23 protein-coding genes are annotated in these 21274 nt (G+C 69.3%); 16 read left to right on the forward strand and 7 right to left on the reverse strand.

Features of this window, described 5'->3' with window-relative positions:
* Positions 1–70: 70 nt before the first annotated feature.
* Positions 71–463 carry a DUF779 domain-containing protein gene (locus IFU40_RS02050; protein WP_191925198.1) on the forward strand — a complete coding sequence of 131 codons (393 nt, stop codon included), beginning with the start codon at positions 71–73 and terminating at the stop codon, positions 461–463.
* 547 nt (positions 464–1010) lie between these two features.
* Entirely contained in the window at positions 1011–1307 is a 297-nt protein-coding gene (locus IFU40_RS02055) for a hypothetical protein (RefSeq protein WP_191925199.1), read from the forward strand.
* Here IFU40_RS02055 and IFU40_RS02060 read toward each other — a convergent pair.
* Genes IFU40_RS02060 through IFU40_RS02075 form a run of 4 tightly spaced genes read right to left on the reverse strand, consistent with a single transcriptional unit; the run spans position 1304 to position 4787 of the window.
* Complete coding sequence (locus IFU40_RS02060) at positions 1304–1909, reverse strand: response regulator transcription factor (protein WP_082509391.1); 606 nt, start codon at positions 1907–1909, stop codon at positions 1304–1306. The genes IFU40_RS02055 and IFU40_RS02060 overlap by 4 nt on opposite strands.
* A 7-nt stretch (positions 1910–1916) precedes the next feature.
* On the reverse strand, positions 1917–3035 hold the full coding sequence (locus IFU40_RS02065) for a sensor histidine kinase (protein ID WP_249404021.1): 1119 nt from the start codon (positions 3033–3035) through the stop codon (positions 1917–1919).
* 28 nt (positions 3036–3063) lie between these two features.
* On the reverse strand, positions 3064–3861 hold the full coding sequence (locus tag IFU40_RS02070) for an ABC transporter permease (protein WP_191925200.1): 798 nt from the start codon (positions 3859–3861) through the stop codon (positions 3064–3066).
* A complete protein-coding gene (locus IFU40_RS02075; RefSeq protein WP_070409928.1) occupies positions 3858–4787 on the reverse strand; it encodes an ABC transporter ATP-binding protein in 930 nt (309 codons plus the stop codon). The genes IFU40_RS02070 and IFU40_RS02075 overlap by 4 nt, the downstream gene beginning before the upstream one ends.
* 195 nt (positions 4788–4982) lie before the next feature.
* Here IFU40_RS02075 and IFU40_RS02080 point away from each other — a divergent pair, with 195 nt between their 5' ends.
* The 5 genes from IFU40_RS02080 (at position 4983) to IFU40_RS02100 (ending at position 9899) form a co-directional block, all read left to right on the forward strand.
* Positions 4983–5273 (forward strand): type VII secretion target, encoded by a 291-nt coding sequence (locus tag IFU40_RS02080; RefSeq protein ID WP_191925201.1) that lies wholly within the window; start codon positions 4983–4985, stop codon positions 5271–5273.
* Positions 5270–7033 carry an alpha/beta hydrolase gene (locus IFU40_RS02085; RefSeq protein WP_191925202.1) on the forward strand — a complete coding sequence of 588 codons (1764 nt, stop codon included), beginning with the start codon at positions 5270–5272 and terminating at the stop codon, positions 7031–7033. Before IFU40_RS02080 ends, IFU40_RS02085 begins: the two co-directional genes overlap by 4 nt.
* Positions 7034–7119: 86 nt before the next feature.
* Positions 7120–7575: a hypothetical protein gene (locus IFU40_RS02090; RefSeq protein ID WP_191925203.1), complete on the forward strand. Its 456-nt coding sequence runs from the start codon at positions 7120–7122 to the stop codon at positions 7573–7575.
* Positions 7576–7654: 79 nt separating this feature from the next.
* Positions 7655–8596, forward strand: coding sequence for an ATP-grasp domain-containing protein (locus IFU40_RS02095; RefSeq protein WP_191925204.1), 942 nt, complete (start codon positions 7655–7657; stop codon positions 8594–8596).
* A complete protein-coding gene (locus IFU40_RS02100; RefSeq protein ID WP_191925545.1) occupies positions 8589–9899 on the forward strand; it encodes a PLP-dependent transferase in 1311 nt (436 codons plus the stop codon). Before IFU40_RS02095 ends, IFU40_RS02100 begins: the two co-directional genes overlap by 8 nt.
* 356 nt (positions 9900–10255) lie before the next feature.
* Here IFU40_RS02100 and IFU40_RS02105 read toward each other — a convergent pair whose 3' ends face one another.
* Complete coding sequence (locus IFU40_RS02105; RefSeq protein ID WP_194716727.1) at positions 10256–11317, reverse strand: LLM class flavin-dependent oxidoreductase; 1062 nt, start codon at positions 11315–11317, stop codon at positions 10256–10258.
* Positions 11318–11440: 123 nt separating this feature from the next.
* On the opposite strand from IFU40_RS02105, the gene sfnG reads away from it, so the two are divergent.
* Both sfnG and IFU40_RS02115 read left to right on the forward strand, forming a co-directional pair.
* On the forward strand, positions 11441–12574 hold the full coding sequence (gene sfnG, locus IFU40_RS02110; protein WP_055935160.1) for a dimethylsulfone monooxygenase SfnG: 1134 nt from the start codon (positions 11441–11443) through the stop codon (positions 12572–12574).
* A gap of 26 nt (positions 12575–12600) precedes the next feature.
* Positions 12601–13671 (forward strand): putative FMN-dependent luciferase-like monooxygenase, encoded by a 1071-nt coding sequence (locus IFU40_RS02115; RefSeq protein ID WP_191925205.1) that lies wholly within the window; start codon positions 12601–12603, stop codon positions 13669–13671.
* 48 nt (positions 13672–13719) lie between these two features.
* Here the strand turns inward: IFU40_RS02115 and IFU40_RS02120 are convergent, their stop codons facing one another.
* Entirely contained in the window at positions 13720–14838 is a 1119-nt protein-coding gene (locus IFU40_RS02120) for a hypothetical protein (RefSeq protein WP_191925206.1), read from the reverse strand.
* A gap of 28 nt (positions 14839–14866) precedes the next feature.
* Positions 14867–15991, reverse strand: coding sequence for a hypothetical protein (locus IFU40_RS02125; RefSeq protein WP_249404022.1), 1125 nt, complete (start codon positions 15989–15991; stop codon positions 14867–14869).
* Between the two features lie 225 nt (positions 15992–16216).
* Here IFU40_RS02125 and rpsF point away from each other — a divergent pair, with 225 nt between their 5' ends.
* From rpsF to IFU40_RS02160, 7 genes are all read left to right on the forward strand, one after another.
* Complete coding sequence (rpsF, locus tag IFU40_RS02130; protein WP_055832381.1) at positions 16217–16609, forward strand: 30S ribosomal protein S6; 393 nt, start codon at positions 16217–16219, stop codon at positions 16607–16609.
* A 5-nt stretch (positions 16610–16614) separates the two neighbouring features.
* Positions 16615–17145: a single-stranded DNA-binding protein gene (locus IFU40_RS02135; RefSeq protein WP_055935146.1), complete on the forward strand. Its 531-nt coding sequence runs from the start codon at positions 16615–16617 to the stop codon at positions 17143–17145.
* A gap of 101 nt (positions 17146–17246) precedes the next feature.
* Complete coding sequence (gene rpsR, locus IFU40_RS02140; protein WP_055832386.1) at positions 17247–17501, forward strand: 30S ribosomal protein S18; 255 nt, start codon at positions 17247–17249, stop codon at positions 17499–17501.
* A gap of 10 nt (positions 17502–17511) precedes the next feature.
* The gene (gene rplI, locus IFU40_RS02145) at positions 17512–17964 is read left to right on the forward strand and encodes a 50S ribosomal protein L9 (protein WP_055832388.1); all 453 of its coding nucleotides are present in this window, start codon (positions 17512–17514) and stop codon (positions 17962–17964) included.
* Positions 17965–18153: 189 nt separating this feature from the next.
* Positions 18154–19524 carry an adenosylhomocysteinase gene (locus IFU40_RS16730; RefSeq protein ID WP_198424669.1) on the forward strand — a complete coding sequence of 457 codons (1371 nt, stop codon included), beginning with the start codon at positions 18154–18156 and terminating at the stop codon, positions 19522–19524.
* A complete protein-coding gene (locus IFU40_RS02155) occupies positions 19521–20816 on the forward strand; it encodes an amidohydrolase family protein (RefSeq protein ID WP_191925208.1) in 1296 nt (431 codons plus the stop codon). Before IFU40_RS16730 ends, IFU40_RS02155 begins: the two co-directional genes overlap by 4 nt.
* Positions 20813–21241 carry a cupin domain-containing protein gene (locus IFU40_RS02160; protein WP_191925209.1) on the forward strand — a complete coding sequence of 143 codons (429 nt, stop codon included), beginning with the start codon at positions 20813–20815 and terminating at the stop codon, positions 21239–21241. The genes IFU40_RS02155 and IFU40_RS02160 overlap by 4 nt, the downstream gene beginning before the upstream one ends.
* Positions 21242–21274: the final 33 nt, after the last annotated feature.

The raw sequence follows: 21274 nt of genomic DNA on the forward strand, positions 1-21274 counted from the left end.
CACTTCGTGCAGATCGGACACCTACTTTCTGCACCAAGTGGGACACGGTGGTGAAAGAAGGACGGAACGGATGCCAGAACTCTCCCGCGTCGACGTGACGGATGCCGCGGCCGCGCTCCTGCGCGACCTGACGGTCAAGCACGGCCCACTGATGTTCCACCAGTCCGGCGGCTGCTGCGACGGCAGCTCGCCGATGTGTTACCCGGTGGGAATGTTCCTCACGGGTCCGAGCGACGTGCTGTTGGGCACCATCGACGTGGGCCTCGACGACCCCATCGAGGTCTACATGTCGGAGTCGCAGTTCGAGTACTGGAAGTTCACGCACCTGACGATCGACGTCGTGCCCGGGCGCGGGGCGGGCTTCTCGGTGGAGGGTCCGACGGGCATGCGATTCCTCATTCGCTCGCGGATGCTGACGGAGCAGGAGGCGGTGGCGTTCGGGGTGACGACTCTCCCGGAATGAGGCTGCGGCGCCACCGGCGGTCGCGAAGGAAGGTCGCGACACTGAACGCGAGAACGAGGAGCGGGGCGGACATCACCGCGGCGGGAGCGAGGCCGGCGATCAGGAACCCCGTCAGCACCGCTCCGCCAGCGGCTATCCAGGAGGACGCCGGCCGGAGTGGGTCGACCAGCGTGCCCCAGCCCGCGCCGATCACCACCGCGTAGACGCAGATGATGAGCGAGATGTCGACGGTGTTCTGCACGGGGAGCTTCGTTCTCTCGAGGTCTGGTCGACTCGCCAGTGTTCCATCGCCGCGGCGGTGAGAGCGCCTGTTTCACCCGCCCGGCGGGCGGAACCACCCGCGCCACCCGCGATTGCCGGGCTCTCCCTGCTCGACCCGCGAAGGGTTCGATCGGCACGAATGACGGCTCACGGGCGAAAACGCCACGGCGTCGGGCGAAAACGGCGCCCACCCCCCTCGGCGGCGGAAGCGGGCGCCGTTAGCGTGTCGTCGGTCCGGGCAGGAGACCCGGCAGCCGCGCGAGCGGCTCGCGCGGAGGGTGCCCCCATGAAGTTCAGCGCCGGTCGCGCGTTCGCCCTCGTCCTGGCCCCGCTCATCGCCGCGGCCCTGGTGGCGACCGGGCTGATGCTGCTGGCCATCGTCGCGACCGAGGCGGCGACGACCATCGTCGTCCCCTACCTCGTCACCTACAAGGGAACGAAGGACCCGGGCGGCGGTGGGCGGACGCTGTACATCGACGGCTCCTGGTCCGTCGCGACAGCGGTGACCGGCATCGTGGCGTCTCCCCTGGTCGCGCTGGCACTCTTCCTGCCCGACGCACCCGCACGACCGCGTCGCGGCTAGAGCCAGCCCCGGTCGACAGCCACTCGCACGGCGTCCGCCCGATTGCGCCCGCCGGTCTTGCCGATCGCACTGGAGAGATGGTTCTTCACCGTGCCCTCCGACAGGTGCACCATCCGCGCGATGTCGGCGATCGATCCGCCCGACCGCGCTGCGGCGAGCACGTCGGTCTCACGCTCCGTGAGGGGCGAGTCGCCCTGAGCCAGCGACTCGACGGCCAGCGCCGGGTCCACGACTCGCAGCCCCATCGACACGCGCCGCACGGCATCGGCCAGCTCGGCCGCGGGAGTGTCCTTCACGACGAAGCCCGATGCCCCGGCCTGAAGGGCCCGTGCCAGGTAGCCCGGCCGGCCGAAGGTCGTGACGATGAGGGCACGGCATCCGGGAACCTCGGAACGCAGGAGCGACGCCGCGGCGATGCCGTCGATACCGGGCATCTCGATGTCGAGCAGCGCCACCGTCGCCTGAGACGCGCGAGCCGCTTCGACGACCTCGTCGCCGCGCCCGACCTGGGCGACGACCTCGATATCGTTCTCGAGCCCGAGCAGGGCGGCGAGGGCACCGCGCACCAGAGCCTGGTCGTCGGCGATGAGAAGCCGGATCACCATCGCGTCACCACGTGACTTTCACTCTGAACCCGCCGAGATCACTGCGACCCACGGTGAGGCGGGCACCCGCGGTCTCGACGCGTTCGCGCAGGCCCGTGAGCCCCGACCCCGAGGATGCCGTGGCAGACGGTCCGCATCCGTCGTCGTCGACCTCGACACCGCGGGCGCTCAGACGCACGCGGCACGCGTGAGCACCGGCGTGCCGTACGACGTTGGTCACCGACTCGCGCACCACCCATCCGGCGAGCTCCCGACGATCGGCGGGGACCTGCTCGGTCGACCCGGGCAGGTCGGGCGTCACCCCGGCGCTCTCAAGGGCGGCCCGCGCCGCGGCGAGCTCCCCGCTGATGCTCACACCGCGGAAACCGTGCACCGTCGCGCGCACGTCGGCCAACGCGCCCCGCGCCAGCTGCTCGATCTGGGCGATCTCGTCGCGCGCGGCCGGGGATCCGGCATCCATCAGTCGCCCCGCCAGCTCGGCTTTGACCGTGATGACCGTCAGGGAGTGGCCGAGGATGTCGTGCACGTCGCGAGCGACGCGGCCCCGCTCGCGCTCGGCGGCGAGCTCGGCGACCTGATGTTGCGCGGCCCGAAGACGCGCCAGGGTGGTGATGTTGCCGGTGAGAGTCGCCATCATCACCGACACCGAGAGGATGACGGCGGCGTTCAGGGCGCTGTTGCCGACGTCGGCGTCGTCCCACACCCCCACGGCGAAGGTGAGGCCGGCCAGCACCAGGAGGGCGATCCAGAGCATGCTGCGCCGCATGCGCGAGACGGCGAGGGCCACGCCGACGAACGTCCACAACCAGCGCACGTCGGCGCCGAGCCACGGAATGAGCGACAAGCTCAGCAGGAAGAGCACCGCCGCCGGAACGAGGCGCACCGCACCGGGCTGCAGTCGCCGCATCACCGGAACCGTGCACAGGAAGGCGCCGCCGAAGACCGCCACGAGAAGCGTCGGCACGATGGTGACGGCCGAAGGCTGCGCCCACAGCGTGTACATCGTCGGCACGATCCAGGCGAGAGACATGCCCGCGCCGATGAACCACCCGCGGTTCGACATGGCGAAGCCGGCACCCGCGGAGGGTGCCGACCCGGCGGCGGGGGCGGCCTGCTCGTTCATCACGTTCACCATAGGACGCCCTCGTCGCTCACCCTCGCCGCGTATCGCGACGGAAGAAGGCGACCGTGCCCGTGACGAACACCGCGAGCCAGACGACCGCATTGATCAGGGCGCCGATGTCGAAGGCATCCCCCGTCAGCGGTGACCGCGCCAGCTCACCGATGCCGTACACGGGCGTCAGCTTGCCGATGACCTGCAGGAAGTCCGGCATGTTCGACAGCGGGAAGAACAGGCCGCCCAGGAACGACAGCAGAACGACGACCAGGCTCGTGATCTGCGCGACGTTCTCACCGGGCACCATGTAGCCGACCATGAGCCCGAGCGTCGTGAAGACCGCACCGGCGAGCAGCCACGCGGCCAGGCCCGACACGATCCACTGGGATGCCGACAACTCGACGCCCGAGAACATGGCGACGACGTAGGTCGCGACGATGGCGACGAGACCGAACATCATGCCCGCGATCGTCTTCACGGCGACATTGACGACAGGGTTCAGCGGCGTGAGGCGCAACTGCCGCGTCCACCCCTGCGCGCGTTCGGCGGCGACGGACGCCCCGGTCTGGGTCGCCGACATCATCGCTCCGTACATCGCCATCGACACCATGATGTACGCGGCCACCGACACTCCCCCGGATGCCACCGGAGTCGCCGTCAGCGGTTCGTCGAGCAGCTGATACCCGACGATGAAGAACATCAGCACGGGGAACGCCACGGTGAAGAACAACCCGCGCGGGTTGCGGATCTTGCGCATCAGCTCGAGGCGCAGATAGGTGAGCGTGAACCCGCCGAGGGCGGGCACCGGTCGGTCGAGGGTGATGGCGGTCATCGGACTGCTCCGTTCAGGGCGGGTTCCGCGGCGTCGGCGGTGAGGGCGAGGAAGACGCTCTCGAGGTTCTGGGCGGTGATCTCGAGATCGCGCGCGGGGGTGGCGGTCAGCAGGTGTCGGGCGAGCTCATCGGAATCACGCGTGTGGATCGTGACGCGCTCGCCGGCGGCCTCGACCGAATCGACGCCCGGAATCGACGCGAGCGCCGTGAGGTCGGCATCCGGGAGCGTCAGCTGGACGACCCGACCCGAGACGAGATTCTTGATCTCGGCGGTGCTCCCGTCGGCGACGATCCGACCGCGGCTCATCAGCACGATGCGATCGGCGTACTCGTCGGCCTCGTCGAGGTAGTGGGTGGCGAACATGACGGTGCGTCCGCGGGCGGCATCCGCCCGGATCGCGCTCCAGAACGAGCGGCGCGCCTCCACGTCCATACCGGTGGTCGGTTCGTCGAGGATCAACAGTGCGGGATCGCTCACGAGGGCCATCGCGAAACGGAGTCGCTGCTGCTCGCCCCCGGAGCACAGGCCCACGCGACGGTTCGCCAGACTCTGGATGCCGGCCCGCTCGAGGGCTTCGTCGACGGGACGCTTCTCGGCGAACAGGCTGGCCGTGAGGGCCACCGTCTCGCGGACGGTGATGTCCTTGAGGAGGCCACCGGTCTGCAGCACGGCCGAGACGAGGCCGCGGGCGACGGCGCCGCGGGGAGTGTGTCCGAACACCTGGATGGAGCCGGCGTCGGGGTTCGTGAGGCCGAGGATCATGTCGATCGTCGTGGTCTTGCCCGCGCCGTTCGGGCCGAGGAAGGCCACGATCTCGCCCGGACGGACGGTGAGGTCGACGCCGCGCACGGCGTGGACGGAGCCGAAGCTCTTGACGACGCCCCGCGCGTCGATCGCGACGGGGGTGGGGGTGGAGGAGGTCATGTGTTCATGCTGGTCGGGGACGACGGTCGGCACGGGGGGCGTGGGTCACGTCGTGGGGGTGACGTTCGTCATGGGTCGGGGTGGATGGGTGAAGTTCGGCGCTCCCGCGACGAGCGCGGGCGAACCTTTCCCCGTGAGGGGTGGATCTGTGGATAACTCCCGAGGCGACTGCTCAGACCTCAGTACCGTGCGGGGATGCAGAAATTCACGGTCGAGCCGGAGGCACTGCGCCGTGCGGCGTACGTGCTCGACGCCGCGGCGGACCACGCTGGGGCACAGACGTCGTTGACTCCGACACGCAACCTGGGGCACGCGCGGCTGAGCGCGGCGGCCGAGGAGTTGCTGCAGTCCTTGACGGGCGGTTGGACGGAGGCCACGACGCAGATCGACGCCGTGGCAGCGAGTCTGCGCGCCACCGCGCAGATCTACGAGCGAGCGGATGCCGACGGCGAACGAGACGCCCGCGCCATCGGCGCGCAGCGATGAGTGCCCTGGGCGCGACGACGTTGGCCTCTGAGCTGGTTCCCGGCTCCGTCGAGGCGGCCTACGAACTCGCGCGTCTCGGCGGGCAGCGATCTTCGGTCGCCGATGACATCTCTCACTCCTTTCGGCGACAGCACGAGATCGACGGATGGACGGGGAGCGCCTCCGACGCGTACGGCGCGCGGATCGACCTCATCGCGCGGCGATGGGAGCTGATCGGTGAGGCGCTGGAGGCCCTGGTCGAACCGATGCAGACCTATGGCCGCGCATTGTCGCGCGCCCAGGGGCTGGCTCAGGATGCCATCGAGGCATGGGCCTACGCCTCATCGCTGCCGACCGACGGTGGCGAGCCACCCGCGTTCCGTTCCTTCGCGAGCGGATGGCCGCTGGTCATTTCGGACGCACGCCATCAGGGCGCAGCGCCGAGTTCCCGCGCTGAGGCCCTGCGCCGGGCCGAAGCGATGCTCGCCGACGCGTGCGCCGACGTGCTCGCCGCGGGTGACATCGCTGCGGCCGCGGTGCGCGCATTGATCGAGCCGCTTCGCGCGCGAGGCGAGGTCTGGGTCTCGATCGGTGAGGGCCTCGGGCGCACCGCGGTGCCGTCGGCGCACATGCTGTCGGTGATGTCCGCGCTCGATTCGTCTGCCCTGACCGCTCTGCTGAGGGCACGGCCCGACCTGGTGGTGAGGCTCGCACAGGCCGACCCTGCGGCCATCGCGCCGTGGTGGCGCGATCTCGACCCCGACGTGCGCGAGGTGCTCATCACCGAAGCACCCGGGGTGATCGGGAACCTGGGCGGCGTCGCGTACGCGTCTCGGGACCGCGCGAATCGCATCGTGCTCGCGCAAGCGCTCCAGGATGCCAGGAACAGCCCCTGGGATCAGTCCGATCAGGTCGCTGCGCTGGAGGCACTGGGGAGAGCTGCCACGGGCAACACCCTCGCCTCGCTCGTGCTCGACCGGCCCCCGTTGGCGCAGGTGGCGGTGGGCGATCTGGATCGGGCTCATCACATTTCGGTGATCGTGCCGGGGATGGGGACGACGGTCGGGGGTGACATGGAGGCGTACGCGGAGGTCGCTGATGCCCTCGCCGGGCAGCAAGCTCGCCTATCCGGCGTCGGTCGCGATGATCTTGGCGTGATTGCCTGGATCGGGTATCACCCACCCATGCCGGATAGCCACGCGTTAGAAGTGATCTCCGATGACCGAGCCTCAGTCGGAGCCCGCAGTCTCGCGTACGACCTGGAATCGCTTCGAGTTACAGCTGGCAACGGTTCTCTGGTGGAACTTTCCGTCATTGCGCATTCCTACGGAACGGACGTCGCCACCCTCGCGCTCCAGCAAGCGGAGGCGGATCACCTCGTGATGCTCGGCTCCGCTGGAATTTCTGGCGAAGTCGGCGATGCCTCGACACTGAATGTCCCCGAGGGGCAGGTTTTCTCATCGCAATCGAGGCGTGACGAGTGGGCCCCGATCGGCCAGGTCTTATCCGGACGCACAGACCCGACGAGTGGCGGGTTCGGAGCCTCGGTGTTCTCGTCGGAGTCCGCAGTCGTCGAAGGGAAGGAGCTTCTTGCGGTGTCCAAGCATGGGCCGATCGGGGCGGAGACGGCGGCGGACGCCAGCTACTTCACGTCGAACACCACCTCGATGTACAACACGGCGCTCGCAACGATGGGCAACGACGAGCGTCTCGTTCTGGGTGGCACCGCCGAGGATCGCGCGGTGAGAAATGGAAAGAAATGGGGTGAGAACGAACTGTGAGACGACGGTTGAAAGTCACGATCGTTCTCCTGGCGTGCATCGCACTTACGGGCTGCTCGCCCACGAATCAATCTGAGGGAGAAGCCATGACCGTCGACGATGTTCTGTCTCATGGGAATGACCTATACGCCGCTGTGCGAGGTGTCGTGGGTGAGGACGGGTGGTCGACAGATGAACAATGGCTATCTTGCGGGATTGCTGATGGGCAGACAATGGTTAAATTGCGTCTCGATTCGAGGCTCGCGGCGGATTTTCCCGGACGACCTCAAGATTTGATCGAGCTTGTTCGCGGGCGATGGTCGACCTTGGGTGTCGACGCGGCCACGGCAGTCAACCGCGATCTTGATCCCGTCCGATACATACTTTCCGACCCGCCCTTTCTGCAGGGAGTGAGGGAGGACGGTTCCATTTCGAGTCTCTGGCTCGGAACCGGGATCGCCAACTTTGGCTATGTCAGCCCCTGCGTCCCTGGTGACGTGTTTCTGCTGAACGGCGTGACACGTTCCTCTCTTTCCCACACGTCGTTGGGCACGACGCACTGAGAGGACCGAACGATCTTCAGGGTGTCCTCCGGTGACGCTCCGCACCCGCGATGTCCGAGCCTCGGGTTAGCCTGACCACATGTCGGGCAAGGTCTACGTCATCCATGAGAACCCCCAGTGGCTCCCGCCGTTCGAGGCGGCGTTCACCGCCGAGGGTGTGCCGTTCGAGGAGTGGTTGCTCACCGATGGGTCGATCGACCTGTCGGTCGAGCCGCCCGAGGGCATCTTCTGGTCGCGTCTGAGTGCCTCGGCGCATACGCGTAATCACGCGCACAGCAAGGAGTTCGGCCGTGCCGTGCTGCGCTGGCTGGCGTCGTGGGGGCGCACCGTCATCAACGGCGCCGACGTGCTGGAGCTCGAGGTCAGCAAGGTCGCTCAGCATGCGGCTCTGCGTCACGCCGGTATCGATGTGCCGCGCACCGTCGCGGTGTTCGGCGTCGACGATCTCGCCGCGAAGGCCGAGCAGTTCGGGGCACCGTTCATCAGCAAGCACAACCAGGGAGGCAAGGGCCTCGGCGTACGCCGCTGGGACTCCGTGGCCGAGTTCTCGGAATGGGTCTCCTCCCCCGAGTTCGAGCCGTCGCCCGACGGCATCACGCTGCTGCAAGAACTCCTGGTCGCGAAGGCGCCGTTCATCACCCGCGCCGAGTTCGTGGCGGGCGAGTTCGTCTACGCCGTTCGAGTCGACACGAGCGCGGGCAGCTTCGAGCTCTGCCCGGCCGAGGCCTGCGCGGTGCCCGGAGCCGACGGTGTCGAGCCCGAGCCCCTCTTCCGCCTCCGCGATGACGTCGATCAGGCACTCATCGACCGTTACTTGGCCTTCCTCGCCGCCGAGGGGGTCGGCATCGCCGGGATCGAGTTCATCGAGACCCGTGACGGACGCACCGTCACCTACGACGTGAACACCAACACCAACTACAACCCCGACGTCGAGGCGACCGCGCCGCGTTCGGGACCGCGTGCCATCGCGCGCTGGCTGGGCGCGCTGCTCCCCCAAGAGGTCGTGGGTGCCCGTGGCTGAGGCCGCCCCGCCGCACACCGAGTGGCACGGCTTCGGGTTCGCGACGCGTCAGGTGCACGCCGGTGAGGTCGAAGACCTCACGCACGGCTCCCGCATCACCCCGGTGCACCTGTCGGCGGCGTACCGTTTCGCCTCGTTCCAAGAGGCCACCGATCGATTCGGCGGCGCCGACCTGGGGCACCTGTACTCGCGGAACCTGAACCCGACGAACCAGGTCGCCGAAGCACGACTGGCGTCGCTCGAAGGCGGGGCCGGCACGATCGTCGTCGGTTCCGGTCAGGCCGCCATCACCATGGCCCTGCTGGGCCTCGCCGGCAGCGGCGAGCACCTCGTGTCGACCGCGAGCATCTACAGCGGAACCCGAGTGCTGTTCGACCGCACCTTCGCGCGCATGGGTGTCACCGTCGACTACGTCTGGGACCCCAGCGACGAGCGCGAGTGGGACTCCCTCATTCGGCCCGAGACCAAGGCGATCTTCACCGAGACGTTGCCGAACCCGAAGAACGACGTCGTCGACATCGACGCCGTCGCCCGAGTGGCACGCAGGCACGGCATCCCCCTCGTCGTGGACAACACGATCGCGACCCCCTTCCTGATCCGTCCCGTCGAACACGGCGCCGACATCGTCGTGCATTCCGCAACGAAGTTCCTCTCGGGTCACGGCGCCAATCTCGCCGGCGCCGTCGTCGACGGCGGAACGTTCGACTGGGCGGCATCCGATCGCCCCTATCCCGGACTCACCGACACGCCGATCGCAGAGCACGCCTCGTTCGTCGACGCGTTCGGCCCCCGCGCGTTCGAGTTCTTCCTGCGGTTCGGCATCGCCAACGACACCGGTCCCGCACTGTCGCCGCTCAACGGCTTCCTGCTGCAGCAGGGGATGGAGACATTGTCGGTGCGCATGCGCCAACACCTCGCCAGCGCACACACGATCGCGACGTGGCTCGAGCAGCACGAGGGCGTCGAGAGCGTCGACTACGCCGGACTCCCGTCGCACCCGCAGCACGCGCTCGCCGTCCGCGACTACGGCGGGCTCTCGGGATCGGTATTCTCGTTCACGGTGGCCGGGGGCCGCGACGGCGCAGAGCGGTTCTTCGACGCGCTGCGCCTGTTCAGCCGCATGACGAACATCGGCGACACCCGCTCGATGGCGCTGCACCCCGCGACCACGACCCACCTCGGCTTCACGCAAGAAACGCGCGACCGCCTCGGCATCGGCGACGGTCTCGTGCGTCTGTCGATCGGCCTCGAGGATGCCGAAGACCTCATCGCCGACCTGGATCAGGCGCTTCGCGCGGTCTGACGCCGGCTGCGCCGCCTGGCGAGCCGATCCGTCAGCCTCCGGCTTCGTTGAACTCAGCGGCCTGCCGCCGACGCCGCACTCCCCCGCCCCCCGTTGAGTGTCCAAGACACGCCGCACCCCACCCCGACTGAGCGGCGTGTTCTGGACACTCAACGCTGGGGACGCCCGCGTAGCGCGCGCGGCGTGGAGACGCGCAGACCGCATTCTCCCGCCCCGTTGAGTGTCCAAGACACGCCGCAGCCCCCCCGACTGAGCGGCGTGTTCTGGACACTCAACGCGGGGGAAGCCCACGAAGAGCGCGGCGTGTTCGAGACCCTCGCCAGGAGAGCCGCGGGCGCAGCGGGAAGGCGGCGCGATCAGGCGTCGCGGAGCGCCTCGAGGCGCCGCACGCGCGGGATGACGTCGGCGGCGAAACGCTGCAGTTCGGGCAGGTGCGGCGAGAACTGCAGCAGCAGGGTCGAGACGCCGACGTTCGCGAACTCGACGATGCGTTCGGCGACCTGATCGGGCGTGCCGATGAGGTTGGGCCGCAGGCCGCGGTTCGACACCGAGTACTCCTTCAGGTCGACCGGGGTGTCGAGCTTCGACTTGGTCACGAAGTCCTGGTACGAGCCGTAGGCCGCTCCCCCGCGCACGTCGGTGATGCGGTCGATCTCGGCCTGGGCCTCGTCGTCGGTGTCGCGGACGATCGCGTACGCGGCCATGCCGAACGCCTCGAACGGCGAGGCGCCGGCCTCGGAGCGCCGACGGCGCATGTCGGCCACCTTCGTCGACAGCTCCTCGAGCGTGCCGCCGTGCGTCAGGTACGCGTCGGCGAAGCGCGTGATCGCGGTGCGACCGGCCTCGCTCTCGCCCCCGGCGTACAGGCGCGGAAGCACCTGCGGCTTCGGTTCGGTGTACGTGCCCTCGGTGCGGTAGTACTCGCCCTCGTAGGCGAAGGGGGTCTGCGTCCACAGGCCCCGCAGCACCTCGACCCACTCGATCGTGCGGGCGTAACGGTCGTCGTGCGCGCTGAACAGGCCGTCGTACTGCTTGGCCTCTTCGGCCCACCAGGCCGACACGACGTTCAGCGTGAAGCGCCCCCCGCTGATCTCGTCGATGGTCGCCGCCTGCTTCGCGGTGTGGAACGGGTTGTGAAACCCCGGGCGCACCGCCGTCATGAGCTCGAGGTGAGAGGTCACCGCCGCCAGACCGGCGGTCACCGCCCACGCGTCGAGCGACGGGGCTTCGACGCCCTTGATGTCGTTCAGGTTGAGCTCGGGAATGAGCGTCAGGTCGAAGCCGCCCTCTTCGGCGGCGCGGGCGATCTCGGTGATGTGGGCGAACGACACGGGCGTCTGCTCGTCGTCGACGTTGCGCAACCACCCGCCGAAGATCGGGGTCCAGTAGCCGAATCGCACGCGCTGGGGGGAGGTCATTGGTCCATCCTCACCCGTTCCCAGACGCCCGGGGTCACGGGGCGAAACGGGCCGTCACATGACGTTGACCCGAAGCCGACCCGGTGCGACGGTGGCCGTGTTCCGATCCGCGAGGAGGATTCCATGACCGACATCTCCCCCACCCACGAGCCCCTGAAGTTCGCCTACTGGGTTCCCAACGTCAGTGGCGGACTGGTCATCAGCTCGATCGAGCAGCGCACCGACTGGAGTTACGACTACAACGTGAAGCTGGCGCAGACGGCCGAGCGCGTCGGCTTCGAGTACGCGCTGAGCCAGGTGCGGTACGCCTCCAGCTACGGCGCGGCCCAGCAGCACGAGTCCACCTCGATCAGCCTCGCGCTGCTGCTGAACACCGAGCGACTCAAGGTCATCTCGGCGATCCACCCGGGGATCTGGCATCCGGCGGTTCTCGCGAAGTTCATCAACACCGCCGACCAGTTCTCGCACGGGCGGGCCGCGGTGAACGTGGTCAGCGGATGGTTCAAAGACGAGTACACCGACCTGGGTCTGGAATGGCTGGAACACGATGAGCGGTACGAGCGGGCCGCCGAATTCATCCAGGTGCTGCGGGGCCTCTGGACACAGGAGAAGTTCTCGTTCCACGGCAAGTACTACGACATCACCGACTTCACGCTGCGTCCGTTCCCGTACGAGGTGCCGGGGCGCCCCCACCCCGAGATCTTCCAGGGCGGGAACAGCACCGCCGCGCGATTCAATGGCGGCGCCTTCTCGGACTGGTACTTCTCGAACGGCAAGGACTTCGACGGCTTCACCGAGCAGTACGACGACGTCACGCGCGTCGCCGCCGAGCACGGGCGCCGCACGCGCTTCGGCCTGAACGGCTTCGTCATCCAGCGCGACAGCCGTGCCGCGGCCGAGGCGCAGCTGCGCGACATCATCGAGCACGCCGACGACAGCGCGGTGCAGGGATTCCGTCGGAGCGTGCAAGAAGCCGGTGCCGCCACGAAAGACGGCAAGGGCATGTGGGCCGACTCGTCGCTCGACGACCTCGTGCAGTACAACGACGGTTTCCGCACGAAATTGTTCGGCGACGCGCAGCAGATCGCGGAACGGATCATCGAATACAAGAAGCGCGGTGTCGATCTGTTCCTGCTGGGCTTCCTGCATTTCCAGGAGGAGCTCGAGCACTTCGGTGAGACGGTGATTCCGATCGTGCGCGAGCTCGAGGCCGATCTCGCGCGCACCGGGGACGCGATCGCGGTACCGGCCCGTTGACCGGAGGCCCCGCTTAGGCTCGAAGAATGGCGCGAATCAGCGGGGTGCCCGAGAGCACGCGGGTCGGCGCGCGGCTGGGGTTCTTCACCCGACTTCTGGATGCCGGAACCGACGGCCAGCGGTATCGCGCGGCGCTCGAACAGGTGCGTGCGGCCGAAAGGCTCGGCTTCGCGTCGTTGTGGGTCGCCCAGCATCACTTCGACCGTGACGAGGGGGGACTGCCGTCGCCCTTCCCGTTCCTGGCGGCGGCCGCCGTGCAGACCGACCACATCGCCCTGGGAACCGGCATCGTGACGCTGCCCATCGACGACCCGGTGCGCGTGGCCGAAGATGCCGCGTTCGTCGACGCCCTGAGCGCAGGGCGCGTGCAGCTCGGCATCGGTACCGGTGGCACTCCCTCGTCGTTCGCCGCGTTCCGCCGCTCGTCCGACGACCGGCGTGAGATCCAGGCCGAGCACGTCTCGGTACTCCGCGACGCCTTCGCCGGGCGCGGGATCCGCGACACGGAGCTGCGGCTCAACCCCCCAGCTCCCTACCTGGGCTCACGCCTCTGGCAGGCGACCTTCTCGGTCGACGGCGGGCGTCGCGCCGGGCGGGAGGGGGACGGTCTTCTGCTCTCGCGCACGCAGCCGCGAGAACCCGGGCAGGCGCTGCACGATGTCCAGTTGCCGATCGTCGAGGCCTACCTCGCGGCGTTGCCGTCGGGGGTCGAGCCCCGCATCCTCGCCTCGCGCACGGCGGTGGTGGTCGACGCTGCCGACCTCGACGAGACCTGGCGCGGAGCTGAGCGCGGCATCCGGCGCCTCACCCGCACCTTCCTTCGACGCGACGACTCGGGCGATCTGCGAGATCTGGCGCGCGACTCCGACACCCACCTCGGCACCGTCGACGAGGTCGTGGCCTCACTGACCGCCGATCTCACCCTGGCCCGGGCGACAGACGTGGCGTTCCAGGTGCATTCCGTCGACCCCGCGCACGAGGTGACGCTGCGCTCGCTGGAGTTGCTGGCCGAGGAGGTGGCCCCCCGTATCGGCTTGCGCACGGGGGCAGAGGCCGCCCGTGAGCTTCGGAATCTCGGGGCCGACATCGACGTATGACGCCAGAGGCATACATTCCGCTGTCGGAATGCGTTCGCCTCGATCCCGTCAACGGAAGAGGTCGAAGACGAGGGTGAACACCCACCAGCCGCCGATGGCGGCCGCGACGACGACGGTGACCCACGAGAAGCGGCGTTTCAACCGTCGACCAGGCACGGCGACGCCCCGGGGTGGGGGAGTGAGCAGCGGAGCGGCCGGATGCGGTGCTCCGGCCTCGACCGAAACCGTGGGCACCCCCGACGAGGCTGCGGCCGACAACCGCTCATCGCGCCAGCGCGCCCACTGCGCGAGTTTGTCGTCGATCGCGTCGACGGTCACGAACAACCACTCCCAGACGGCGGGGTCGAGCGTCGACAGCTCGCGCCGCGAGTAGAGGAACAGCCAGTCGTCGATGATCTCCACGTCGAGTGCGGCGGCGCTGTCGATGAAGCGTGCCATCACGTCGGGCGTGAAGAGGTACAGCGCGTCCCGCTCATACCCCTCCGGGCAGTACAGCGCGAAGTGCTTGTCGAAATCGCCCTCGAGACTGAGTCGCTGGCGCGGGCCGAACGAGACGGGCAGGTTGGTTCCCCCGAAGAGGCCGTTGTTGCCCACGGCATCCAGCACGATGTGCGGAAGAGGGGTGTCGAGGCGGAGGGCGACGTACCCCCACCGGTGCGTCTGCTTGTTCTTGCCCGACCCGGTCTCGTACGAGAAGTTGCCGATCTCCACGGTCCGCGGACGTTCTCCGCGCACGAGATCGCTGGTCTCGCGAGCGCGACCGAGGCCGAAGATCATGCCGGGAAGCTCGGGGTTCGCGAACCCCGGATGCCAGGTCATCCCGTTGGCGCGCGCGAAGCGGTCCAGGCGGTATCGGCGCACGGCCGCTCCCCCGAGGCCGCGGATGATCGCCACACCCGTGAAGACGGCGACGGCCAGGAAGAAGGCCAGGACCAGCACGGAGATCGGGCCGGAGCCGTCGCGTGCGAAGAACGACGCGACGATCGCGCCGAAGACCGGCACAGCCACGAGCAGGAACGCGGCGCCCACGATCACCAGCACGACGATCGACACGAGTCGACCGCTCAGTCGGCCCTCGCGTCGAAGCTGCGCGCTGAACGCGCGCGCCGTCGCGCGGTCGACGGGCTCGGTGAGCGGCGCGGGGTCGAACGGTGCGGTGCGGGTCATCGTGATCGCCTCCCTTCGTCGACGGTACTCACAGCGACAGCACGAGCAGGAGAGGCACGAGCAGCATCACCAGGCCCAGGGCGAGTGCCCCGCCCACGATCACCAGCACGACGACCCACGGATTGCTGCGACGCAGTCGCCTGCCCGCCGGAGCCACGCCCCGCGGGTGCGGCTGGAGCAGGCCGGCAGGCACGACGGGTACGCCCCCGGATGCCGCTCCCCCGGCGTGGGTGACGGGGGCCGGAGCCGGCGCGGACACGGCGGTCACGCGGTCGTCGCGCCATCGCTCCCACTGCTCGAGCTTGTCGAGCAGCGCGGAGATCACCGAGAACTCCCACGCCCAGCGCCCCGGATCGACGCTCGACAACTCCTCGCGGGAGTAGAGGAACAACCAGTCGTCGACGATCTCGACGTCGAGCACCGCGGCGTTGTCGATGAACCGGGCCATGACGTCGGGAGTGAAGAGGTACAGCGCGTCGCGTTCGTAGCCCTCGGGGCAGAACAGGCGGAAATGGCGGTCGAAGTCTCCCTCGAGGCTGAGCCGTTGGCCTCGCACCCACGACGCCGGAAGGTTCGACCCGAACGCGCCGTCGTTCGCCGTGGCATCGAGGACGATGTGGGGGAGCGGCGTGCCGAGGCGGATGGCGATGTAGCCCCACCGCACGGTGGTGCTGCTCTTGCCGTTGCTCACGACGTACGAGTGGTTGCCGATCTCGACGAAGCGCGGCTGCAGGCCCCGCACCACATCGGTCGCCGTGCGAGCGCTGCCGAGCGAGAAGATCACCCCGGGAAGCGGGGGCGCCGGCACCGCGGGGATGTACTCCATGCCCACGTCGCGGGCGAACCCGGCGATCCGCCACCGGCGGTCTTCCTGCGCCCGCACGCCACGCTGCGCGACGAGGATGCCGGCGATCAGGGCGCCGAGTCCCAGCAGCACGGGCACGACGAAGAGGAACCCGACGACGATCGCGCCCTCGCGCAGCACCGAGGCGAAGACCGCGACCAGGAACGCGAAGAACACTCCCATTCCGGCGATCATCGCGAACGCGATCGTGTACGCGACCACCGCGACGGCACCGTTGCCCGACGGCAGGCGACCCTCGGCGCGCAGCCGTGCGGTGAAGGCGTGCGCGCCCGCGCGGTCCTCGGGCATCAGGAGTGCCCTCGCGTCGAACGGTCGTATCCCTGTCATGCGGCCCCCCGCCGTCGGTGTGCTCCACGCTACCGATCGCCGATTCCCCGGGGGAGCCGGCATCCGTTAGACTACGAAGGTTGTCCGGTCACGCCCATGCGCGTATAAGCCCGCGACAACGTGCACCACACCCTCCTGCTGCCGGGAAATGCCCGTCAGCCGTTCTAGTCCGAAGGAGGTGGGTTAGTGACGCACCAGTACGAACTCATGGTCATCTTCGATCCCGAGGTCGACGAGCGCCAGGTCGCTCCGAAGCTCGACGGATTCCTCAAGGTCATCACGGCCGATGGGGGAACCATCGACAAGATCGACATCTGGGGCCGCCGTCGCCTTGCCTACGAGATCCGCAAGAAGAACGAGGGCATCTACGCCGTCGTCAACTTCGTCGCGACCAGCGCTGCCACGAACGAGCTCGACCGTCAGCTGAAGCTGAACGAGCAGATCATGCGCACCAAGGTCCTGCGGGCTGAAGAGGCCATCGCTCAGGTTGCCGCCGAAGCCAAGCGCTCCGAGGAGAAGGCTGCTCGCAAGGCCGCCGCTCCCCGCAAGGTCGAGTCCGCCGAGAAGGCTGCGAAGTAACGACGATGGCCGGCGAAACCGTCATCACCGTTGTGGGCAACCTCACGGCCGATCCCGAACTGCGTTACACGCAGAACGGTCTTCCGGTCGCGAACTTCACCATCGCGTCGACTCCCCGCACGTTCGACCGTCAGGCGAACGAGTGGAAAGACGGCGAGGCGCTGTTCCTGCGTGCCTCGGTGTGGCGCGAATTCGCCGAGCACGTCGCCGGTTCGCTGACGAAGGGTTCCCGTGTCATCGCGACCGGTCGCCTCAAGCAGCGTTCGTACCAGGACCGCGAGGGCAACAACCGCACCTCCATCGAACTCGAAGTCGATGAGATCGGACCCTCGCTCCGCTACGCGACCGCTCAGGTCACCCGTGCCGCGTCCAGCGGCGGTGGTGGCGGCGGTGGCGGTGGCGGACAGCGCCCGCAGGTGCAGCAGTCGGCTGATGAGCCGTGGTCGACCCCCGGGTCGAACAACGGCGGCAACAGCGGCGGCGGCGCCGACGCGTGGAGCACTCCCGGTTCCTACGGAGACGACACACCGTTCTGATCTTCGCCGCGCTCTCGAGCGTGACGATCCCTGAAATTCCGGATGCCATCCGCCGGTCCGCGTGACCGAGCAGGCATCCGAACCACACGAAAGAAGGAAGCATGGCTGGAAAGGCCACTGGCGACCGCCGCAAGCCGCGGAAGGGCGCGAAGAACGCAGCCCCCGCGAAGGCGATTCGCGTCGGCGTCATCGATTACAAGGACGTCCCCACCCTCCGCAAGTTCATCTCGGAGCGCGGGAAGATCCGTGCCCGTCGTATCACCGGTGTCTCCGTGCAGGAGCAGCGCCTGATCGCCCGCGCCATCAAGAACGCGCGCGAGATGGCTCTTCTGCCCTACGCCGGCGCTGGCCGCTAAGGAGCACCCGATGGCAAAGCTGATTCTCACGAATGAGGTCACCGGGCTCGGTAGCGCCGGTGACGTTGTCGAGGTCAAGAACGGGTACGCCCGTAACTACCTCATCCCCCAGGGTTTCGCCGTCGCGTGGTCGCGCGGTGGCGAGAAGCAGGTCTCGTCGATCCGTGCCGCTCGCGAGAGCCGCGCGATCCACGATCACGAAGACGCTGTGGCCCTGAAGAACACGCTCGAGTCGAACACCGTCAAGCTGGCCGTCAAGGCCGGTAACGAGGGTCGCCTCTTCGGTTCGGTCAAGACGGGCGACGTCGCCGACGCCGTCAAGGCCGCCGGTCTCGGCGAGCTCGACAAGCGCAAGATCCAGATCACCTCGGCGATCAAGTCGGTCGGCGAGCACGAGGCGACCGTTCGCCTGCGTGACGACGTCACCGCCGTGATCACCCTCCAGGTGGTTGCCGCGAAGTAATTCGCGACGCACGAATCGGCCCCGCTCCTGCTTCGGCAGGGCGGGGCCTTTTCGCGTCCTGCGGCGGGCCCGCCGTACGCGACGTGCGGGCTCGAACGGCTCCTCCACCGGGACCGCTCCCGGTCCGCGCCCGGTGAGGACCCCGTGACCGTCGAGGGGACCGGTGCCGCCGAGCCTAGGCTGAGAGCCGTGACCGACCCCCGCGCACCCGAGCGCATCGTCCGCCGCTTCGCGCGCGCCTCGAACCTCGTGATCGCCGGCCGCCCCTTCGCGGTGCGCGGCGAGGGTTCCGCCGACCTGCACGCTCTGCTCGCCCGGCTGGGTGGCATCCCGAGCCCGTCGCCGGCGCGCGGTCGCGTCGAGTTCGATCTGGATGCCGACACCACCACGCTCGACGGAGTGCCCCTTTCCGAGCGCGGCGACGCCGCCGGCCGCATCGCCTTCGCGCGCACCCACATGCCCGTCGCCGCCGCTCTCGCGGAGCGCCTCGACCTGACCGGCCTGCGGGTGGGCGTGGCGATGGTGCTCGAGCCCAAGACCGCTGTGCTGTCGCTGCTGCTGCGCGAGCGGGGCGCCGAGGTGTCGGTCTACGCGCACCCCGACGAGACCGATGTCGCGGTCGCCGACGAGCTGCGCGCGCGGGGCTTCGCCGTGACCGCCGATCCCGCCCTTGCCGGGGCTGAAGAACGGGCCGCCGCCCTCGGCTTTCTGCGGGCGGGCCTCGACGTGCTGCTCGACGATGGTGCGCACCTGGTGCGCCTGGCCCACGAGGACGATCCCGCGCTCGTCGACGTCTGGATCGGTGCGTGCGAAGAGACGACGAGCGGGCTGACGCCGCTGCGCCGGATGCAGGACGCCGGCCTGCTGCGCTGCGCCGTGATGGCCGTCAACGACGCCCGCACCAAGACGATGTTCGACAACCGATACGGCACCGGGCAATCGTGCGTGTTCGCGATCGCCGATCTTCTCGAGGAGCGGGGGATCGCGCTGACCGACCAGCCCGCTGTGGTGCTCGGCTACGGTCCGGTGGGTCGGGGCGTCGCGGGGCACCTGCGTGCCCTCGGCGCCGAGGTGCGGATCGCCGAGACCGATCCCGTCCGGGCCCTCGAGGCGCGGCACGACGGCTTCGCCACGGGGGCGGCGCGCGAGCTGGCGCCCGGAGCCCTGGTGGTGTCGGCGACCGGTGTTCCGTCGACCGTGACCCCCGAGATCGCCGCGGGGGCGCGGATCATCGCCGTCGCCGGGGGAGTGCCCGGCGAGGTGTCCGACGCGGGAGCCGCCCTGCTGCTCGGCGGCGGGGGAGCGGTGAACATCACCGCGGCCGAGGGCAACCCCATCGAGATCATGGACCTGTCCTTCGCCGTGCAGCTCGCCGCCCTCGGTGAGCTGCTGTCGCGTCGCCCCGCCCCCGGGGTGTACGCGCTCGACGCCGGCGTCGACGACCTCGTGGCCCGCACGGCGCTGGCCGTGCGCGGGGCCGACCTCGACGCCCCTCGCGTCCTCGATGCCGACGGCCTCGACGACTGGCGTTCCCCGCGCTACCGGGGCGGTGCCGCATGAACGTCGTGCTGTATTCGGCATCCCTCGTTCTGCCCATCACGGCTCCGCCGATTCCGGGCGGGGCGATCGCCGTGGCGGGCGGGCGCATCCGTCACGTCGGCGACCGGGAATGGGTGCGGCACGAGCTGCGCGCGCGAGGGGTGGCGTTCGACGAGGTGCACTGGCCGGGCGTGCTCACCCCCGGCCTGGTGAACGCCCACTCGCACCTGCAGTACACGGGCATGGCCGAGGTCGGACGCGGCTCCTACGCGGGCTTCGACGACTGGGACGAGGCGTTCACGCCCGTCTACCGGGAGGGTCACGACTGGGCGGCGGATGCCAGAACCGGCGCGCTCGCCATGATCGCCGCGGGGACCACGGCGGTGGCCGACATCGTCACCGACGTCGAGGCGGCCTCGGCGCTGCACGACGCGCGGCTGCACGGCATCACCTACTGGGAGGTGATGAGCTGGACCAACGCGGCGTGGGCCCAACGCGGCCGCGCGGAGGTGGAGGCACGGCTCGATGCGCTGCCCGGCCCTCCCGGTACGGGGCTGTCGCCGCACGCGCCATACTCGCTCGACGTGGAGCCGCTGCTCGAGATCCCCGACATCGTGCGCGAGCGGGGGAGTCGGCTGCACCTGCACCTGGGCGAGGCGGCGTTCGAGCGCGAGCACGGCGAGGCCGTGCCGTGGCAGGTGCATCGACCGTCGAGCTTCCGGGCGCTGCGCGACGAGGGCTTCGGCACCGGGGCGACGGAGTTCGTCGACGAGCTGGGCGTTCTGGGGCCGGACTGCCACATCGCGCACGGGGTGTACATGACCGCGCGCGACCGGGCGATCCTGCGCGCCCGCGGCACGACGGTGGCGCTCTGCCCGCGCTCCAACGCCGTCATCGGGCTCGACGAGCCGCCCGTGGCCGCCTACCTCATCGAGGGCAATGCGCTCGCCGTGGGCACCGACTCCCTGGCATCCAGTCCCTCACTCGACCTGCTCGCCGACGTGTCGGCCCTGCATCGCCTCGCGCGGACCCAGGGGTACGTGAACCGCGACCTGTCGGAGTTGCTGCTGCGCGCGGCCACGCTGGGTGGGGCGCACGCGATGGGCCTCGACACCGGACCCGCCCGCACGGGGTACCTCGCCGTGGGCGCCGTCGCCGACCTGGCGTTCTTCGACGTCGCAGTGTCGGACGTCGATGACACCATCGAGCATCTCGCGGTGGACGGCGCGGGTTCCGCGGCCGCCACCTTCATCGACGGCGAGGCCCGGTGGGTCTCGGCCGGCTTCACCCGAGAGACCGGAGTCCTCGCATGACCGATCGCCCCGCCACCGCCGTCCTGCTCGATCTCGAGCCCCACGCCGAGGGCGGCTGGTTCCGCCGCATGTGGACCGGCGGCTACGCGGTCGAGACGCCCGCGGGCGTGCGGCCCGCGGCCACCTGCATCCACTACCTGCTCACCCCGGGCGAAGAGAGCGCGTGGCACGTCGTGACGAGTGACGAGGTGTGGCTCTGGCACGGCCCCGGAACGCTCGAGCTGTCGCTGGGCGGCGACGGCGCCGAGCCGGGGGAGGCGCGCACCGTGACGCTCGGTCCCGACCTCGCCGCGGGCCACGTGCTGCAGCACACCGTGCCCGCCGGGGTATGGCAGTCCGCTCGGCTGGCGGGGGAGTCCGAGGTCGTCGTCAGCTGCCTCGTGTCGCCAGGTTTCAGCTTCGAGGATTGGCGCCTCGCCCCGTGATTTAGGCTGTGCACATCACAGCACTCCGGGGAT

Source organism: Microbacterium sp. CFBP 13617 (assembly GCF_014839445.1).
Taxonomy (GTDB): domain Bacteria; phylum Actinomycetota; class Actinomycetes; order Actinomycetales; family Microbacteriaceae; genus Microbacterium.

What these genes read in the sequence shown, in the direction of transcription:
- IFU40_RS02050 (WP_191925198.1), top strand. Translation starts at nt 71, where the DNA reads ATGCCAGAACTCTCCCGCGTCGACGTGACGGATGCCGCGGCCGCGCTC.
- IFU40_RS02055 (WP_191925199.1), top strand. Translation starts at nt 1,011, where the DNA reads ATGAAGTTCAGCGCCGGTCGCGCGTTCGCCCTCGTCCTGGCCCCGCTC.
- IFU40_RS02065 (WP_249404021.1), bottom strand. Translation starts at nt 3,035, where the DNA reads ATGAACGAGCAGGCCGCCCCCGCCGCCGGGTCGGCACCCTCCGCGGGT.
- IFU40_RS02070 (WP_191925200.1), bottom strand. Translation starts at nt 3,861, where the DNA reads ATGACCGCCATCACCCTCGACCGACCGGTGCCCGCCCTCGGCGGGTTC.
- IFU40_RS02075 (WP_070409928.1), bottom strand. Translation starts at nt 4,787, where the DNA reads ATGACCTCCTCCACCCCCACCCCCGTCGCGATCGACGCGCGGGGCGTC.
- IFU40_RS02080 (WP_191925201.1), top strand. Translation starts at nt 4,983, where the DNA reads ATGCAGAAATTCACGGTCGAGCCGGAGGCACTGCGCCGTGCGGCGTAC.
- IFU40_RS02085 (WP_191925202.1), top strand. Translation starts at nt 5,270, where the DNA reads ATGAGTGCCCTGGGCGCGACGACGTTGGCCTCTGAGCTGGTTCCCGGC.
- IFU40_RS02090 (WP_191925203.1), top strand. Translation starts at nt 7,120, where the DNA reads ATGACCGTCGACGATGTTCTGTCTCATGGGAATGACCTATACGCCGCT.
- IFU40_RS02095 (WP_191925204.1), top strand. Translation starts at nt 7,655, where the DNA reads ATGTCGGGCAAGGTCTACGTCATCCATGAGAACCCCCAGTGGCTCCCG.
- IFU40_RS02105 (WP_194716727.1), bottom strand. Translation starts at nt 11,317, where the DNA reads ATGACCTCCCCCCAGCGCGTGCGATTCGGCTACTGGACCCCGATCTTC.
- sfnG (WP_055935160.1), top strand. Translation starts at nt 11,441, where the DNA reads ATGACCGACATCTCCCCCACCCACGAGCCCCTGAAGTTCGCCTACTGG.
- IFU40_RS02115 (WP_191925205.1), top strand. Translation starts at nt 12,601, where the DNA reads ATGGCGCGAATCAGCGGGGTGCCCGAGAGCACGCGGGTCGGCGCGCGG.
- IFU40_RS02120 (WP_191925206.1), bottom strand. Translation starts at nt 14,838, where the DNA reads ATGACCCGCACCGCACCGTTCGACCCCGCGCCGCTCACCGAGCCCGTC.
- IFU40_RS02125 (WP_249404022.1), bottom strand. Translation starts at nt 15,991, where the DNA reads ATGCCCGAGGACCGCGCGGGCGCGCACGCCTTCACCGCACGGCTGCGC.
- IFU40_RS02135 (WP_055935146.1), top strand. Translation starts at nt 16,615, where the DNA reads ATGGCCGGCGAAACCGTCATCACCGTTGTGGGCAACCTCACGGCCGAT.
- rpsR (WP_055832386.1), top strand. Translation starts at nt 17,247, where the DNA reads ATGGCTGGAAAGGCCACTGGCGACCGCCGCAAGCCGCGGAAGGGCGCG.
- rplI (WP_055832388.1), top strand. Translation starts at nt 17,512, where the DNA reads ATGGCAAAGCTGATTCTCACGAATGAGGTCACCGGGCTCGGTAGCGCC.
- IFU40_RS02155 (WP_191925208.1), top strand. Translation starts at nt 19,521, where the DNA reads ATGAACGTCGTGCTGTATTCGGCATCCCTCGTTCTGCCCATCACGGCT.
- IFU40_RS02160 (WP_191925209.1), top strand. Translation starts at nt 20,813, where the DNA reads ATGACCGATCGCCCCGCCACCGCCGTCCTGCTCGATCTCGAGCCCCAC.